This window comes from Comamonas sp. 17RB, assembly GCF_030056555.1.
Classification (GTDB): domain Bacteria; phylum Pseudomonadota; class Gammaproteobacteria; order Burkholderiales; family Burkholderiaceae_C; genus Comamonas; species Comamonas terrigena.
Map to the genome: position 1 here is coordinate 110,074 of NZ_JASHHY010000008.1, position 13,431 is coordinate 123,504.

Consider the following 13,431-nt stretch of genomic DNA (forward strand, 5'->3'; position numbering starts at 1 on the left):
ATTATGCAAACAAGTATCCATTGGCACAATACGCATCTGATAGGGTTGAACCCGAAAAAGCCAAAAATTCCCATGACACGCAACGCCAAAGCCCTGCACCAGACCATCCGCGATCAGCTCCGCTACGAAATCCTGAGCGGCGCATTGCCTGTTGGTCAGCCTTTGAAGCAGGATGCTCTTGCCACCCGCTTCCACGCCAGCCGCATTCCCGTGCGCGAGGCCCTGCGCCAGCTGGAGGCGGAGGGACTGGTCACTCACCAGCTGAACCGGGGGGCCGTGGTGGCCGGCATGAGCCTGCTGCAGATCTGCGACATGCTGGACATCCGCATTGCGCTGGAATGCCACGCCGCCAAGCTGGGCGTGCCGAACATGGTGGAACGCGACTTCCAGGCCATGGAGCAGATCCTGGCGGCCTATGACGCGGCCACCACGGCGCAGGAGTGGGGTGAATACAACAGACGCTTTCACCTGGCCCTGTCGGCAGCCTCCAACAACCGTCGGCTGCACCAGCTGATCGAAGAGTTCTGCCTGAACACCGACCGCTACACCCATGTGCTGATCTCCCAGGCCACGGGCAAGGAAGGCCCGCAGTCAGACCACTACAAGATCGTGGCCGCCTGCCGCCGCCATGACACCGCGACCGTGGTCCAGTACCTGGAAGAACACATCCAGTCCACCAAGCGCGAGCTGCTGGCCATGCAGCGCCCTACGGCCAACCAGCCGGTGCTGGCCAATCCTGCCGAACAGCAGGACCACTGAAACTGCGCACAAAGAAAAAGGGGCCTCAGCCCCTTTTTTTTTGTGTACCCCCACCCTGGCTGCAGCAATCCGCGCTGCCAAGGGGGCTCCCGTTCAATGCTGGTGCCCGCCGTGGCCGGCATGGCCCGCCGGCGCTGCCGCGGCGCCCTTGGGTGCCATGGCCTGCACCGGCACCTGCAGGCTCAGGCGCGAGACGGCGTCCTTGCCGTCCTTGAACACCAGGGTGATGGGCACTTGCGTGTCCTTGAGCAGCGGGGCTTTGAGCTGCTGCAGCATGATGTGGTAGCCGCCGGGCTTGAGCTCCACAGCCACACCCTGGGGCAGGTCCAGGCTGTCGATGGCGCGCATGCGCATCACATCGCCCTCCATCTTCATCTCGTGCACTTCGGCCACGGCGGCGGCCGGGGTTTCCACGCCGACCAGGCGCAGCGGCTCCTTGGCGGTCAGGCGCACAAAAGCGCCCGTGGCCTGCTGCCCCGGCACGCTGGCGCGGGCCCAGGCATTTTCCGCCGTCACATGGGCGGCATCGGCGTGGCTCCAGGCCAAGGAGGTGGTGGCCAGCAGGCCGGCGGCCAGGGCCACGCGGCGGGTCAAAGAGGTTGCAAACATTCAAAAGCTCCAAACAGGGAATGCAGGGTACGCTGCGGCAGCGTGGTGCGCGCGCGCCTGCAGACAAAAGTCACTGCGCCGCGGCCTGCCTTTCAGAGTGAGTGGCAGTGCACGCCACCCTGGCGGATGGCGGCAGCGCGGGTTGCGGTAATGGCTCAAGAATGCGGCGGCCCTCTGGCCGGCAGCGCGGCTGCGACGCGGTAGACCCAGGGAATGGAGCGCAGGCCCGCTGGCGGGGCCATGCCCGGCGCCAGCGCGGCGGGCTGGCCGGTAACGGGCGGTGGTGGCGCCAGCAGCGGCAGACACAGCGGGCAATCCAGGCCGTGCCCGGTGGCCGCGGCATCGTCACCCAGCAGCTGCGCTGCCGGGCTGGCCACCCAGTGCCGTGCACCGTCCAGGCCGCACAGCGGCTCCAGCGCGCCCGCCCCGGCCTGCGCCCGGGCCAGCGGCGACAGCGCAGCGCCCAAGGCCACACACAGCCATGCCGCCAGCACCCAACGGGTCCAGCGGTGCAGTGCATGAGGGGCAAGAGGGCGCATGGCGACATTGTAGGCAAGCCCCCCGGCGGGGCGACACGGGATCGCCCCAGCCGGTGCTTGCTGCGGCACCGGCAGCTGTGTCCCTGTGCCCCGCAGCAGCGGCGGACGCCCGGGCCTCGACTGGCCGCAGGAGGCGTATCGTCCCCCTGTGGTGGCTTAGCTGTCCACCTTCACCTTGGCTTCCTTGATAACGGCGGCCCATTTCGCCACTTCCGTCTTCTGGAATTCGGCAATCTGCGCCGGGCTCAGGGTGGAGGGTTCCATGCCCATGGTTTTCAGGCGGGCCTTCATGTCGGGCGTGGCAATGATCTTGGCCACTTCCTGGTGCAGCTTCTGCACGATGGCATCCGGTGTGCCGGAGGGGGCAAACAGTGCCTGCCAGGACGTGACCTCGAAATTGGCCAGGCTGCTGACACCCGACTCGGCAACGGTAGGCACGTCCTTCAGTGCCTCCAGGCGCTGCTTGGATGTCACGGCCAGCGCACGCAGCTTGCCGCTCTGGATGTGCGGGGCCGCCACCACCGTGGTGTCGAACATCATGTCCACCTGCCCGCCCATCACGTCCTGGATGGCCGGACCGCTGCCCTTGTAGGGCACGTGGGTGAACTTGACGCCGGACTTCCAGCCCAGCATCTCCAGCGCCAGATGCTGCGATGTGCCGGCACCGGCCGATGCGGACGACAGCCCACCCTGGCGTTTCTTGGCGGCTTCCAGCACGTCCTGCAGGCTCTTGTAGGGGCTGTTGGCGGCCACCACCAGCACCAGGGGGTTGGTGCCGATCAGGGTGATGGGGGTGAAAGACTTCACCGGGTCATAGCCCAGCTTGGGATACAGGCTGATGTTGATGGCGTGCGAGCTGATGGTGCCGCCCAGCAGCGTGTAGCCATCGGGTTGGGCCCGTGCCGCCAGCTCCGAACCGACGCTGCCGCCGGCACCGCCGCGGTTTTCCACGATCACCGTGGTGCCCAGCGCCGGGCCCAGCTGCTGGGCAATCAGGCGGCCCAGGGTGTCGGTGGTGCCACCGGTGGCAAACGGCACCATGTAGGTGATGTTCTTTGCGGCGGGCCAATTGCCCTGGGCCTTGACCGCAGCGGGCAGGCCCGCCAGCACCAGCGGGGCAGCGGCTGCCTTCAAAAGCTGTCGACGTTGCATGAGTTGTCTCCTTGGTAAAAATGCCGCCGGTGGATTCCGGCGTGCAGGGGTTCAGCGGAGCCCGAGCGCACTGCCCGGCCCCCTCTCGCTCTCAGGTCACAGGGGCCGGGTTGAACAGCACCAGCGCGTTGCTGAGCTTCCAGTGCTCGGCCCAGGTCTTCTTGCCGCTGGCGATCTCCAGCATCAGGTGGAACAGCTCCCAGCCCAGGCTCTCGATGGTCTCGCTGCCCTCGGCGATGCGCCCGGCATTCACGTCCATCAGGTCATGCCAGCGGCGCGCCAGATCGCTGCGCGTGGCGACCTTGATCACCGGGCAGGCGGCCAGTCCATAGGGCGTGCCGCGGCCGGTGGTGAAGATGTGCAGATTCATGCCGGCCGCCAGTTGCAAGGTGCCGCAGATGAAGTCGGAGGCCGGGGTCGCGGCATAGATCAGCCCTTTTTGCTGCAGCTTCTCGCCAGGAGCCAGCACCCCGCTGATGGGTGCGGAGCCCGACTTGACGATGGAGCCCATGGCCTTTTCCACGATGTTGGACAGGCCGCCCTTCTTGTTGCCGGGGGTCGTGTTGGCACTGCGGTCCGCCCGGCCGCGCGCCAGATAGGCGTCGTACCAGGCCATCTGGTCCACCATGGCCTGGGCCACGGCGGGGCTGCTGGCCCGTGCGGTCAGCTGGTCGATGCCGTCGCGCACTTCGGTCACTTCGGAAAACATCACGCTGGCACCGGCGCGCACCAGCAGGTCGGAGGCAAAGCCCACGGCCGGATTGGCCGTGACGCCGCTGAAGGCATCGCTGCCGCCGCACTGCACGCCCACCACCAGCTCGCTGGCCGGCACAGTCTCGCGGCGGCGCCGGTTGAGCCGCTGCAGGTGCACGTCGGCCTGGCGCACGATGCTGTCGATCATGCTCATGAAGCCGGTGTGCTCCTCCGCCTGCAGGCAGACCACATCCAGCACAGGCGCAGTCCCGGCCGCGGGCGCCGCGCCCGGGTGCGGCATGGGCCGCAGCGGTGCTTCGGCGGGCAGCAGGCGCTCGGGCTGCAGCTTCTCGCAGCCCAGGCTGACCACCATGATCTCGTCCCCGAAATTGGGGTTGCGGCTGATGTTGCGCAGGGTCCGGATCGGAATCACCGCATCCGGCGCATCGATGGCCACGCCGCAGCCATAGGTGTGTTCCAGCCCGACCACGTCATCGACCTGCGGATACCGGGGCAGCAGTTCCGCCTTGATGCGCTGCACCGCCACATCGACCACCCCCGCCACGCACTGCACCGTGGTGGTGATGGCCAGGATGTTGCGCGTCCCCACCGAACCATCGGCGTTGCGGTAGCCTTCAAAGGTGTAGCCCTCCAGCGGCGGCAACGGATCGGGCCGCACCGTGGCCATGGGCAGGCCTTCCAGCTCGGGGGCCTCCGGCATCTGCAGCACCTGCTCGTTCACCCAGCTGCCGCGCGGCAGATCCTGGCTGGCATAGCCGATGGTGACGTTATAGCGCCGCACCGCCGCGCCTTTGGCCAGGTCCACCAGCGCCACCTTGTGGCCCTGCGGCACCTTCTGCACCAGGGTCAGGCCGTCGTCAAACACCGTTCCCGCAGGCAAACCGCCGTCGTTCACGACAATCGCCACATTGTCTTGCGCATGCATGCGGATATAGAGAGCTTGCCCCATCAGAGTCTTTCCATTCACAAAGAAGAAGTGCGGCCTGACCGGCCTGCGTGTTCGCAGGCCCGGTGCTGCACGCCAGGGTCCGGTCCGTTACGGCCCTGCGGCACGCCGGATGGCGCGGCCATGTAGTACGTTGTCATACAACATAAAACGATTATCATCATGGCCATGCGCAGCCTGACATCGGAATTACCCCAAGCCCCCACCCCTTCGGTTCTGCCTGAGGGCGCCTCCCTGCGCAGCAAGGCAGGGCGCGGCAGCCGCAACCTGGCCAGCCTGTTGTCGGAGGAGTTCGGCCACAAGATCCGGCAGGGCCTGCTGCGCGAGGGCGACAAGCTGCCCACCGAGTCCGAGCTGGTGCGCAACTACGATGTCAGCCGCACCGTGGTCCGCGAAGCGCTGTCCAAGCTGCAGGCAGCGGGCCTGGTCGAAACCCGCCACGGCATCGGCACCTTTGTGCTGCCGGCCCAGCACAACCCGGGCCCCGTGCTCAGCGCCCACGAACTCAGCGAATCGGTCGACGTGCTGGCCGTGCTGGAGCTGCGCATCAGCCTGGAAACCGAGGCCGCAGGCCTGGCCGCACAACGCCGCCAGCCGCAGGACCTGGAGGCCATGCGCGCAGCGCTGCAGGCCTTCGAATACCATTTCGCCCAGGGCAACGACACGGTGGAGCATGACCTGGCCTTCCACCTGAGCATCACCCAGGCCACCGGCAACCGCTACTTCCGGGACATCTTGGAACACTTCGGCACCCTGCTGATTCCGCGCAACCGCATCACCTCCATCCACACCTCCCCGCGCGACCCCGACTACCTGCGCCGCGTGAACCGGGAGCACGAGGAAATCTTTTCCGCCATCGAGCGCCAGGATGCGGACTCGGCCCGCGCTGCCATGCGCATCCACCTGACCAATTCGCGCGAACGCCTGCGCCTGGCCCAACGTCTGAGCCAGGCCGCCAACCTGCCCTCCGACACCTGACCCGCAACCCACACCGGACGGAACACACCGCCCGCAGCCCCGCCTGCGTGCCCGCCTCGCGGCGCACCCGCTGATTCCGTGTTTCCCCTAGTACCAAACCACTTGGAAGCATCTCGCCTTGAGTTGTATGATGACTGACCACAAAAAAGGAGACAAGCACCATGGTCCGTCGCTCTCGCGTTCTGCGCTCACTGCTGGCACTGACAGCAGCCAGCCTGCTGGCAAGCCCTTTGCTGGCTGCCGATAACTGGCCCAGCAAGCCGATCCGGCTGGTGGTGCCCTACCCGCCAGGCGGCAGCTCCGACATCATTGCCCGCTCCATCGGCCAGCTGATTTCGCAGGAACTGAAGCAGACCGTGGTGATTGAAAACAAGCCCGGCGCCAACGGCAACCTGGGCGCGGAATTCGTCGCCCGTGCACAGCCCGATGGCTACACCTGGCTGCTCTGCGACCTGGGGGCCCTGGCCATTTCCCCGGCGGTCTACACCAAGCTCAGCTTCGACCCGTCCAAGGACCTGCGTGGCGCCGCCATGCTGGCCTACTCGCCCCACATGCTGGTCGTCCACCCCTCGGTGCAGGCCAGCAACCTGCAGGAGCTGGTCGCACTGTCCAAGAAGCAGGACCTGAATTTCGCCGTCACGGCCAACGGCAGCGCCCCCCATCTGGCAGGCGTGGAGCTGGCCCGCCTCACCGGCGCCAAATGGGTGTATGTGCCGTACAAGGGCGGCGTGCAATCGGTGCAGGACACCGTGGCCGGACAGACCCAGGTGCTGATGAACGGCATGCTCGCCACCTACCCGCATGTGCAAAGCGGCAAGCTCAAGCTGCTGGGCATTTCCAAGAGCACCCGCATGCCGCTGATTGCCGATGTGCCCACCCTGGCGGAACAAGGGGCACAGGGCTTTGCCTCCGGCACCTGGCAGGGCGTGGTCCTGCCGGCCAAGACGCCGGAAGCCGTGGTGCAGCGCGTAAACCAGGTGCTGCTGACCGCCATCCGCTCCCCTGAAGTCCGTGCCCGCCTGACCGGCCAGGGCGCCGAGGTGGTCACCATGACCCCCACCGAAACCGACAAGTTCTTCAACGCCGAGCGTGCCCGCTGGCGCACCGTGGTGCAAACCGCGCAACTGCAGCTCGATTGAGCTGCCAGATCTTTTTGTCTGCTTTTTCAAGGATGACCATGACTCCCCAAGACCTCAAAGACGTGATGAGCTCCGGCCTGCTGTCCTTCCCCGTGACGGACTTCGACGCCCAGGGCAACTTCAATGCCAAGGGCTATGCCGCACGTCTCGAGTGGCTGGCCCCTTACGGTGCCAGCGCACTGTTCGCCGCCGGCGGCACCGGTGAATACTTCTCGCTGTATGGCGAGGAATACGGCCAGATCATCAAGACCGCCGTGGACACCTGCCGCGGCAAGGTGCCCATCATTGCCGGCGCCGGCGGCCCGACCCGCACCGCCATCGCCCACGCCCAGGAAGCCGAACGACTGGGTGCCCACGGCATCCTGCTGCTGCCCCACTACCTGACCGAAGCTGGTCAGGAAGGCCTGATCGCCCATGTGGAACAGGTCTGCAAGAGCGTGAAGTTCGGCGTCATCGTCTACAACCGCGACCGCACCCGCTTCACGCCGGAATCGCTGGCCATCCTGGCCGAGCGCTGCCCCAACCTGGTGGGTTTCAAGGACGGCATGGGCAATATCGAAACCATGTCCTCCATCTTCATGGCGATGGGCGACCGCTTTGCCTACCTGGGCGGCCTGCCCACGGCCGAAGTCTATGCCGCCGCCTACAAGGCGCTGGGCACGCCGGTGTACTCCTCGGCCGTCTTCAACTTCATCCCCAAGACGGCGATGCAGTTCTACGAAGCCGTGCGCACCGACGACCAGGCCACGCAGCACAAGCTGCTCAAGGAATTCTTCATGCCCTACCTGAAGATCCGCAACCGCATGGAAGGCTACGGCGTCAGCATCATCAAGGCCGGCGCCAAGATCGTCGGCCATGACGCCGGCCCCGTGCGTGCGCCGCTGTCGGACCTCAAGCCCCATGAGATGGAAGAGCTCAAGGCCCTGATCGACAAGCTCGGTCCCCAATAAACCGGCCCCGGCGGCTGCGTGCAGCCGCCGGACCCAGGAGACAAAAACATGAAAAAAATACTGATTGCGCTGGGCTGCGCGCTCTCGCTCACCGCCCAGGCCTCCGGCAACTTCCCCGAAAAGCCCGTCAACGTCATCGTGCCCTTCCCCGCCGGCGGCTCCACCGACATGGTGGCCCGTGCCGTGGCCCTGAGCATGGGCGAACAGCTGGGCAAGCCCTTTGTGGTGGAAAACCGCCCCGGTGCCACCGGCACCATCGGTGCCGGCGCCGTCAAGCGCGCTCCGGCCGACGGCTACACCCTGCTCGTCGCCTCGCTGGGCCCGTTTGTGGTGACGCCCCACCTGATCAAGAACGTCCCCTACGACGCCACCAAGGATTTCGACTACATCACCATCCCGGTGCAGGCACCCAACGTCCTCGTCGCCAGCACATCGCAGAAGGCACGCACCGTGGCCGAGGTCATTGCCGCCCTCAAGGCCCAGCCCGGCAAGCTCAGCTTTGCCAGCTCCGGCAACGGCTCCTCCGACCACCTGTCGGCCGAGCTGTTCTGGCAGCAGACCGGCACCGAAGCCATGCACGTGCCCTACAAGGGCGGCGCTCCGGCCATCACCGACCTGCTGGGCGGCCAGGTGGACTTCTCGTTCCAGAACGTCAACGCGGTGCTGCCGCATCTGCGCAGCGGCAAGCTGCGCGCCATTGCCGTGACCGGAACCCAGCGCTCTCCGGTGCTGCCCGATGTGCCGACCCTGGCCGAGGCCGGCGTCAAAGGCGCCGAGGTGTATTCCTGGCAGGGCATGGCCGCTCCCAAGGGCCTGCCGACGGACGTGAAGGCCAAGCTGGCCAAGGCGGCCATCGCCGCCGTGCAGCAGCCCGAACTCCGCAAGCGCTTCATGGAACAGGGGCTCGAAATCGTGGGTAACACTCCCGAGGAGTTCACCCGCTTCCAAGCCCAGGAAAACGAGCGCTGGAAGCAGCTGATCCAAACCCGCAAGATCACCGCCGATTGAACGGCCAGATCGCGCGCAACACCACGGGGCGTCTTCTGGCCGCCCCTCCCTCCGTGGCAGTCCACCGTTGACCCGGCGATGCCAACCCACCTCAAGGATTCCCCGGCATGGCGCTCTCCCGACCACGCGTTCTCCAGTACGGCAAGATGCCGCTGCCCCAGCTTGACACCGAACTGGCCCAGCGCTACGACGTGCACATCCTGTCCCAGCAGGCCGATCCCGACCGTTTCCTGGCCGAGCACGGCGCGCAGTTCGAATATGCGGTCACCTCGGCCGCCATGGGCCTGCCCGCCCGCGTGGTCCACGCCCTGCCCAACCTCAAGTTCGTGAGCAGCTTCGGCGTGGGCTTCGACTCCCTGGACAAGGACGCCCTGCTGCAACGCGGCGCGCGCGTGGGCTACACCCCCGGCGTGCTGGACGATTGCGTGGCCGACCTGGCCTTTGCCCTGTTGCTGGATGCGACCCGCGGTCTCAGCGAATCCGACCGCTTCGTGCGCCGCGGTGACTGGAGCCAGGGCCGTTTCGGCATCCGCACGCGCGCCAGCGGCAAGCGCCTGGGCATCTTCGGCATGGGTCGCATCGGCTCCACCGTCGCGCGGCGTGCCTCGGGCTTCGACATGGAGGTGGCCTACCACAATCGCCGCCCGGTCGAAGGCTCGCCCCACCTGTACCTGCCCTCGCTGCTGGAGCTGGCACGCTGGGCCGACATCCTGGTCATCACCGCCGCCGGCGGCGAAGGCACGCGCCACCTGGTGAATGCCGAGGTGCTGGCCGCCCTGGGCCCGCAAGGCTTCCTGGTCAACGTGGCCCGCGGCAGCGTGGTGGACGAGGCCGCCCTGGCCGATGCCCTGGCCCACCAGCGCATCGCCGGCGCCGGACTGGATGTGTTCGAGGACGAGCCCCACCCCCTGCCCGCGCTGCTGGCCCTGGACAACGTGGTGCTGGCCCCGCACATCGCCAGCGGCACGCACGAAACCCGCCGCGCCATGGCAGACCTCGTGCTGCACAACCTGGACCAATTCATTGCCACAGGGCGCCCCGCAGCCGAGGTGCCCTGGTCCGCCGCACAGTGATGTCCTGCGGTCCCTTTTTTCCCTGCGTCTGTTGAAGAGCCCTCCATGTCCACTACCCCGACCATCACCGAGATCGAAGTCATTCCCGTCGCCGGCCGCGACGGCATGCTCATGAACCTCAGCGGCGCGCACGCGCCCTACTTCACCCGCAACATCGTGCTGGTGCACGACAGCGCAGGCCACACCGGGGTGGGCGAGGTCCCCGGCGGCGAAGGCATTCGCCAGGCGCTGGAGGACAGCAAGCAGGTGCTGATCGGCCGCTCCATCGGCCAGCACCTGCAGCTGCTGCAGGCGGTGCAGAAATCCCTGGAAGGCCGCGACACCGGTGGCCGCGGTCTGCAGACGTTCGACCTGCGCATCGGCGTGCACGCGGTCACGGCCATCGAATCCGCGCTGCTGGACCTGCTGGGCCAGCACCTGGGCGTGCCCGTCGCCGCCCTGCTGGGCGAAGGCCAGCAACGCGACCGCGTGGAAATGCTGGGCTACCTGTTCTTTGTGGGCCCCAGCGACCAAACCGACCTGCCCTATGTGAAACCCGGCGAAGACACGCTGGGCACGGACAGCTGGACCCAGGTGCGCCACATGACGGCGATGACCCCCGAGGCCATCGTGCGCCAGGCCGAAGCCGCCCATGCGCGCTATGGCTTCAACGATTTCAAGCTCAAGGGCGGCGTGCTGGCCGGCGAGCAGGAGGTCGAGGCCGTGACCGCGCTGGCCCGGCGTTTCCCCGAAGCCCGCGTCACCCTGGACCCCAACGGCGGCTGGCTGCTCAAGGATGCCATCCGCCTGATGCGCGACATGCACGGCGTGCTGGCCTATGCCGAAGACCCCTGCGGCGCCGAAGGCGGCTTCTCGGGCCGTGAAGTCATGGCCGAATTCCGCCGCGCCACCGGCCTGCCCACGGCCACCAACATGGTCGCCACCGACTGGCGCCAGATGGTGCACGCCCTGTCGCTGCAGTCCGTGGACATCCCGCTGGCCGACCCCCATTTCTGGACCATGGCCGGCTCCGTGCGCGTGGGCCAGACCTGCCGCGACTGGGGCCTGACCTGGGGCTCGCACTCCAACAACCACTTCGACATCTCGCTGGCCATGTTCACCCACGTGGCCGCGGCCGTGCCCGGCAAGGTCACGGCCATCGACACGCACTGGATCTGGCAGGACGGCCAGTACCTCACGCAGAACCCGCTGCAGATCCGGGGCGGCTTCGTCGAAGTGCCCCAGACCCCGGGTCTGGGCGTGACCGTGGACCGCGCCGCCCTGCAGCGCGCCAACGCCCTGTATCTGCAGCACGGCCTGGGTGCACGCGACGACGCCATCGCCATGCAGTACCTGATCCCCGGCTGGAAGTTCGACAACAAGCGGCCCTGCATGGTGCGTTAAGCCCCACCTGGACCGCGCCAGTGGCTACCGCTCTGCCCTTTGCCTCTTTTTCTTACGGAGAACTCCATGTCCCGCTACGACAACCTCATCAACGGCCAATGGACGGCCGCCGCCACCTACAGCCCCAACACCAACCCCAGCGACCTGTCCGATGTGGTCGGTGACTACGCCCAGGGCGATGCGCAGGACGTGCAGGCCGCCGTGGCCGCCGCCGTGGCCGCCTTCCCGGCCTGGTCCACCTCGGGCATCCAGGCCCGCTCCGACGCCCTGGACAAGATCGGCAGCGAAATCCTGGCACGCAAGGAAGAGCTGGGCGAGCTGCTGGCCCGCGAAGAAGGCAAGACCCGCCCCGAAGCCATTGGCGAAGTGGGCCGCGCCGGCCAGATCTTCAAGTTCTTTGCCGGCGAATGCCTGCGCCTGTCCGGCGAGACCGTGCCGTCGGTGCGCCCCGGCATCGGCGTGGAGATCACGCGCGAGCCCATCGGTGTGGTCGGCCTGATCACCCCCTGGAACTTCCCCATCGCCATCCCCGCCTGGAAGATCGCCCCGGCCCTGGCCTTCGGCAACTGCGTGGTGCTGAAGCCTGCCGATCTGGTGCCCGGCAGCGCCTGGGCCCTGGCCGACATCATCCACCGCAGCGGCATCCCGGCCGGCGTGTTCAACCTGGTCATGGGCCGCGGCCGCGTGATCGGTGAGGCCCTGGTCAACCACCCCGGCGTGGCGGCCATCAGCTTCACCGGTTCGGTGGGCGTGGGCCGCGGCATTGCCGAAGCCTGTGTGAAGAGCGGCAAGAAGGTGCAGCTGGAAATGGGCGGCAAGAACCCCCAGATCGTGCTGGACGACGCCGACCTGAACCAGGCCGTGGAACTGTCGGCCCAAAGCGGCTTCTACTCCACCGGTCAGCGCTGCACGGCCTCCAGCCGCCTGATCGTGACCGACAAGATCTACCCCGCCTTCATCGAGGCCCTGCAGGCACGCATGGCCAAGATCAAGGTCGGCGACGCGCGCGCCGCCGGCACCGACATGGGCCCGGTGGTCAGCCAGGCCCAGCTGGAGCAGGATCTGTCGTACGTGGAAATCGCCAAGGCGGAAGGCGCGCGCCTGGCGGCCGGCGGCAGCCGCGTGGCCTGCCACACGGGCAGCGGCAAGGACGGCTTCTACATGGCGCCCACGCTGTTCGTGGACACCGAGGCCGGCATGCGCATCAACCGCGAGGAGGTCTTTGGCCCGGTGGCCAGCGTGATCCGCGTCAAGGACTACGACGAAGCCCTGGCCGTGTCCAACGACACGCCGTTCGGCCTGTCGGCCGGCATTGCCACCACCAGCCTGAAGTACGCCACCCACTTCAAGCGCCACAGCCAGGCCGGCATGGTGATGGTCAACCTGCCCACGGCCGGTGTCGACTACCACGTGCCGTTTGGCGGCCGCAAGGGCTCGAGCTACGGCCCACGTGAACAGGGCCGCTACGCCCAGGAGTTCTACACCACGGTCAAGACCGCCTACACGCTGGCCTGACCCGCCGCCGCCCGGCGCACCCTGCATGCTCCTCTACGGGTGTGCGGGGCGTGCGGGGCATGCCGGACGCTCGCCGCAGCAGGGCCTGCCGCCCTGCGCCCAGTGGTGCAGCACCTGTATGGACTAAAGCCCGTTGACACCGGCATGACAAGATCTGCCCGGCAGGCACGGCCGGGGGTGCTATCTTCTGCCCACTATGCAAAGCCTGTTTCACCTTGCCTACCATGTGACCGACCTGGACGCCGCGCGCCGCTTTTACGGCGGCGTGCTCGGCTGCCGCGAAGGCCGCAGCACCGACACCTGGGTCGATTTCGACTTCTTTGGCCACCAGATCTCGCTGCACCTGGGCCAGCCTTTTGCGGTGGCCAACACCGGCAAGGTCGGCAACCACATGGTGCCTATGCCCCACCTGGGCGTGATCCTGCTCAAGCCGGAATGGCTGGCCCTGGCCGAGCGCCTGAAGGCTGCCGGCACGCAGTTTGTGCTGGAACCCCAGGTGCGCTTCGAAGGCGAACCCGGCGAGCAGTGGACCATGTTCTTCTACGACCCCAGCGGCAACCCCATCGAAGTCAAAGGCTTCACCAGCTGGGACGCGGTCTACGCCCACTGACCCCGCGGCGGCCTGCGGGCGCCCTGCCGCGCCTCCCCGGCGGACAGCAGGCGGCA

At 67.3% G+C, this 13,431-nt stretch carries 13 protein-coding genes; 9 read left to right on the forward strand and 4 right to left on the reverse strand.

Features of this window, described 5'->3' with window-relative positions; translation table 11 throughout:
• Window positions 1-72: 72 nt before the first annotated feature.
• A complete protein-coding gene (locus QM470_RS15135) occupies window positions 73-759 on the forward strand; it encodes a GntR family transcriptional regulator (RefSeq protein ID WP_283339842.1) in 687 nt (228 codons plus the stop codon).
• A 93-nt stretch (window positions 760-852) separates the two neighbouring features.
• Here QM470_RS15135 and QM470_RS15140 read toward each other — a convergent pair whose 3' ends face one another.
• The 4 genes from QM470_RS15140 to garD all read right to left on the reverse strand — a co-directional run bounded on the left by QM470_RS15140 (window position 853) and on the right by garD (window position 4,722).
• Window positions 853-1,368: a copper chaperone PCu(A)C gene (locus tag QM470_RS15140; RefSeq protein WP_066541639.1), complete on the reverse strand. Its 516-nt coding sequence runs from the start codon at window positions 1,366-1,368 to the stop codon at window positions 853-855.
• Window positions 1,369-1,523: 155 nt separating this feature from the next.
• The gene (locus tag QM470_RS15145; protein ID WP_283339843.1) at window positions 1,524-1,907 is read right to left on the reverse strand and encodes a hypothetical protein; all 384 of its coding nucleotides are present in this window, start codon (window positions 1,905-1,907) and stop codon (window positions 1,524-1,526) included.
• Window positions 1,908-2,063: 156 nt separating this feature from the next.
• Window positions 2,064-3,059 carry a Bug family tripartite tricarboxylate transporter substrate binding protein gene (locus QM470_RS15150; RefSeq protein ID WP_283339844.1) on the reverse strand — a complete coding sequence of 332 codons (996 nt, stop codon included), beginning with the start codon at window positions 3,057-3,059 and terminating at the stop codon, window positions 2,064-2,066.
• A gap of 91 nt (window positions 3,060-3,150) precedes the next feature.
• Entirely contained in the window at window positions 3,151-4,722 is a 1,572-nt protein-coding gene (garD, locus tag QM470_RS15155) for a galactarate dehydratase (RefSeq protein WP_283339845.1), read from the reverse strand.
• A gap of 165 nt (window positions 4,723-4,887) precedes the next feature.
• On the opposite strand from garD, the gene QM470_RS15160 reads away from it, so the two are divergent.
• The 8 genes from QM470_RS15160 to QM470_RS15195 all read left to right on the forward strand — a co-directional run bounded on the left by QM470_RS15160 (window position 4,888) and on the right by QM470_RS15195 (window position 13,375).
• The gene (locus QM470_RS15160) at window positions 4,888-5,697 is read left to right on the forward strand and encodes a FadR/GntR family transcriptional regulator (RefSeq protein WP_283339973.1); all 810 of its coding nucleotides are present in this window, start codon (window positions 4,888-4,890) and stop codon (window positions 5,695-5,697) included.
• Window positions 5,698-5,858: 161 nt separating this feature from the next.
• Window positions 5,859-6,836 (forward strand): Bug family tripartite tricarboxylate transporter substrate binding protein, encoded by a 978-nt coding sequence (locus QM470_RS15165; RefSeq protein WP_218333413.1) that lies wholly within the window; start codon window positions 5,859-5,861, stop codon window positions 6,834-6,836.
• Window positions 6,837-6,874: 38 nt separating this feature from the next.
• Complete coding sequence (gene kdgD, locus QM470_RS15170) at window positions 6,875-7,786, forward strand: 5-dehydro-4-deoxyglucarate dehydratase (RefSeq protein ID WP_283339847.1); 912 nt, start codon at window positions 6,875-6,877, stop codon at window positions 7,784-7,786.
• 48 nt (window positions 7,787-7,834) lie between these two features.
• A complete protein-coding gene (locus QM470_RS15175) occupies window positions 7,835-8,794 on the forward strand; it encodes a Bug family tripartite tricarboxylate transporter substrate binding protein (RefSeq protein ID WP_283339848.1) in 960 nt (319 codons plus the stop codon).
• 107 nt (window positions 8,795-8,901) lie between these two features.
• A complete protein-coding gene (locus QM470_RS15180) occupies window positions 8,902-9,867 on the forward strand; it encodes a 2-hydroxyacid dehydrogenase (RefSeq protein ID WP_283339849.1) in 966 nt (321 codons plus the stop codon).
• A 45-nt stretch (window positions 9,868-9,912) separates the two neighbouring features.
• On the forward strand, window positions 9,913-11,250 hold the full coding sequence (locus tag QM470_RS15185) for an enolase C-terminal domain-like protein (RefSeq protein WP_283339850.1): 1,338 nt from the start codon (window positions 9,913-9,915) through the stop codon (window positions 11,248-11,250).
• 66 nt (window positions 11,251-11,316) lie between these two features.
• A complete protein-coding gene (locus tag QM470_RS15190; RefSeq protein WP_283339851.1) occupies window positions 11,317-12,765 on the forward strand; it encodes an aldehyde dehydrogenase family protein in 1,449 nt (482 codons plus the stop codon).
• A gap of 196 nt (window positions 12,766-12,961) precedes the next feature.
• Window positions 12,962-13,375: a VOC family protein gene (locus tag QM470_RS15195; protein ID WP_066541624.1), complete on the forward strand. Its 414-nt coding sequence runs from the start codon at window positions 12,962-12,964 to the stop codon at window positions 13,373-13,375.
• The last annotated feature ends 56 nt before the right edge of the window (window positions 13,376-13,431 follow it).

Coding starts and splice junctions, on each gene's coding strand:
- QM470_RS15135 (WP_283339842.1), top strand. CDS start 73: ATGACACGCAACGCCAAAGCCCTGCACCAGACCATCCGCGATCAGCTC.
- QM470_RS15140 (WP_066541639.1), bottom strand. CDS start 1,368: ATGTTTGCAACCTCTTTGACCCGCCGCGTGGCCCTGGCCGCCGGCCTG.
- QM470_RS15145 (WP_283339843.1), bottom strand. CDS start 1,907: ATGCGCCCTCTTGCCCCTCATGCACTGCACCGCTGGACCCGTTGGGTG.
- QM470_RS15150 (WP_283339844.1), bottom strand. CDS start 3,059: ATGCAACGTCGACAGCTTTTGAAGGCAGCCGCTGCCCCGCTGGTGCTG.
- garD (WP_283339845.1), bottom strand. CDS start 4,722: ATGGGGCAAGCTCTCTATATCCGCATGCATGCGCAAGACAATGTGGCG.
- QM470_RS15160 (WP_283339973.1), top strand. CDS start 4,888: ATGCGCAGCCTGACATCGGAATTACCCCAAGCCCCCACCCCTTCGGTT.
- QM470_RS15165 (WP_218333413.1), top strand. CDS start 5,859: ATGGTCCGTCGCTCTCGCGTTCTGCGCTCACTGCTGGCACTGACAGCA.
- kdgD (WP_283339847.1), top strand. CDS start 6,875: ATGACTCCCCAAGACCTCAAAGACGTGATGAGCTCCGGCCTGCTGTCC.
- QM470_RS15175 (WP_283339848.1), top strand. CDS start 7,835: ATGAAAAAAATACTGATTGCGCTGGGCTGCGCGCTCTCGCTCACCGCC.
- QM470_RS15180 (WP_283339849.1), top strand. CDS start 8,902: ATGGCGCTCTCCCGACCACGCGTTCTCCAGTACGGCAAGATGCCGCTG.
- QM470_RS15185 (WP_283339850.1), top strand. CDS start 9,913: ATGTCCACTACCCCGACCATCACCGAGATCGAAGTCATTCCCGTCGCC.
- QM470_RS15190 (WP_283339851.1), top strand. CDS start 11,317: ATGTCCCGCTACGACAACCTCATCAACGGCCAATGGACGGCCGCCGCC.
- QM470_RS15195 (WP_066541624.1), top strand. CDS start 12,962: ATGCAAAGCCTGTTTCACCTTGCCTACCATGTGACCGACCTGGACGCC.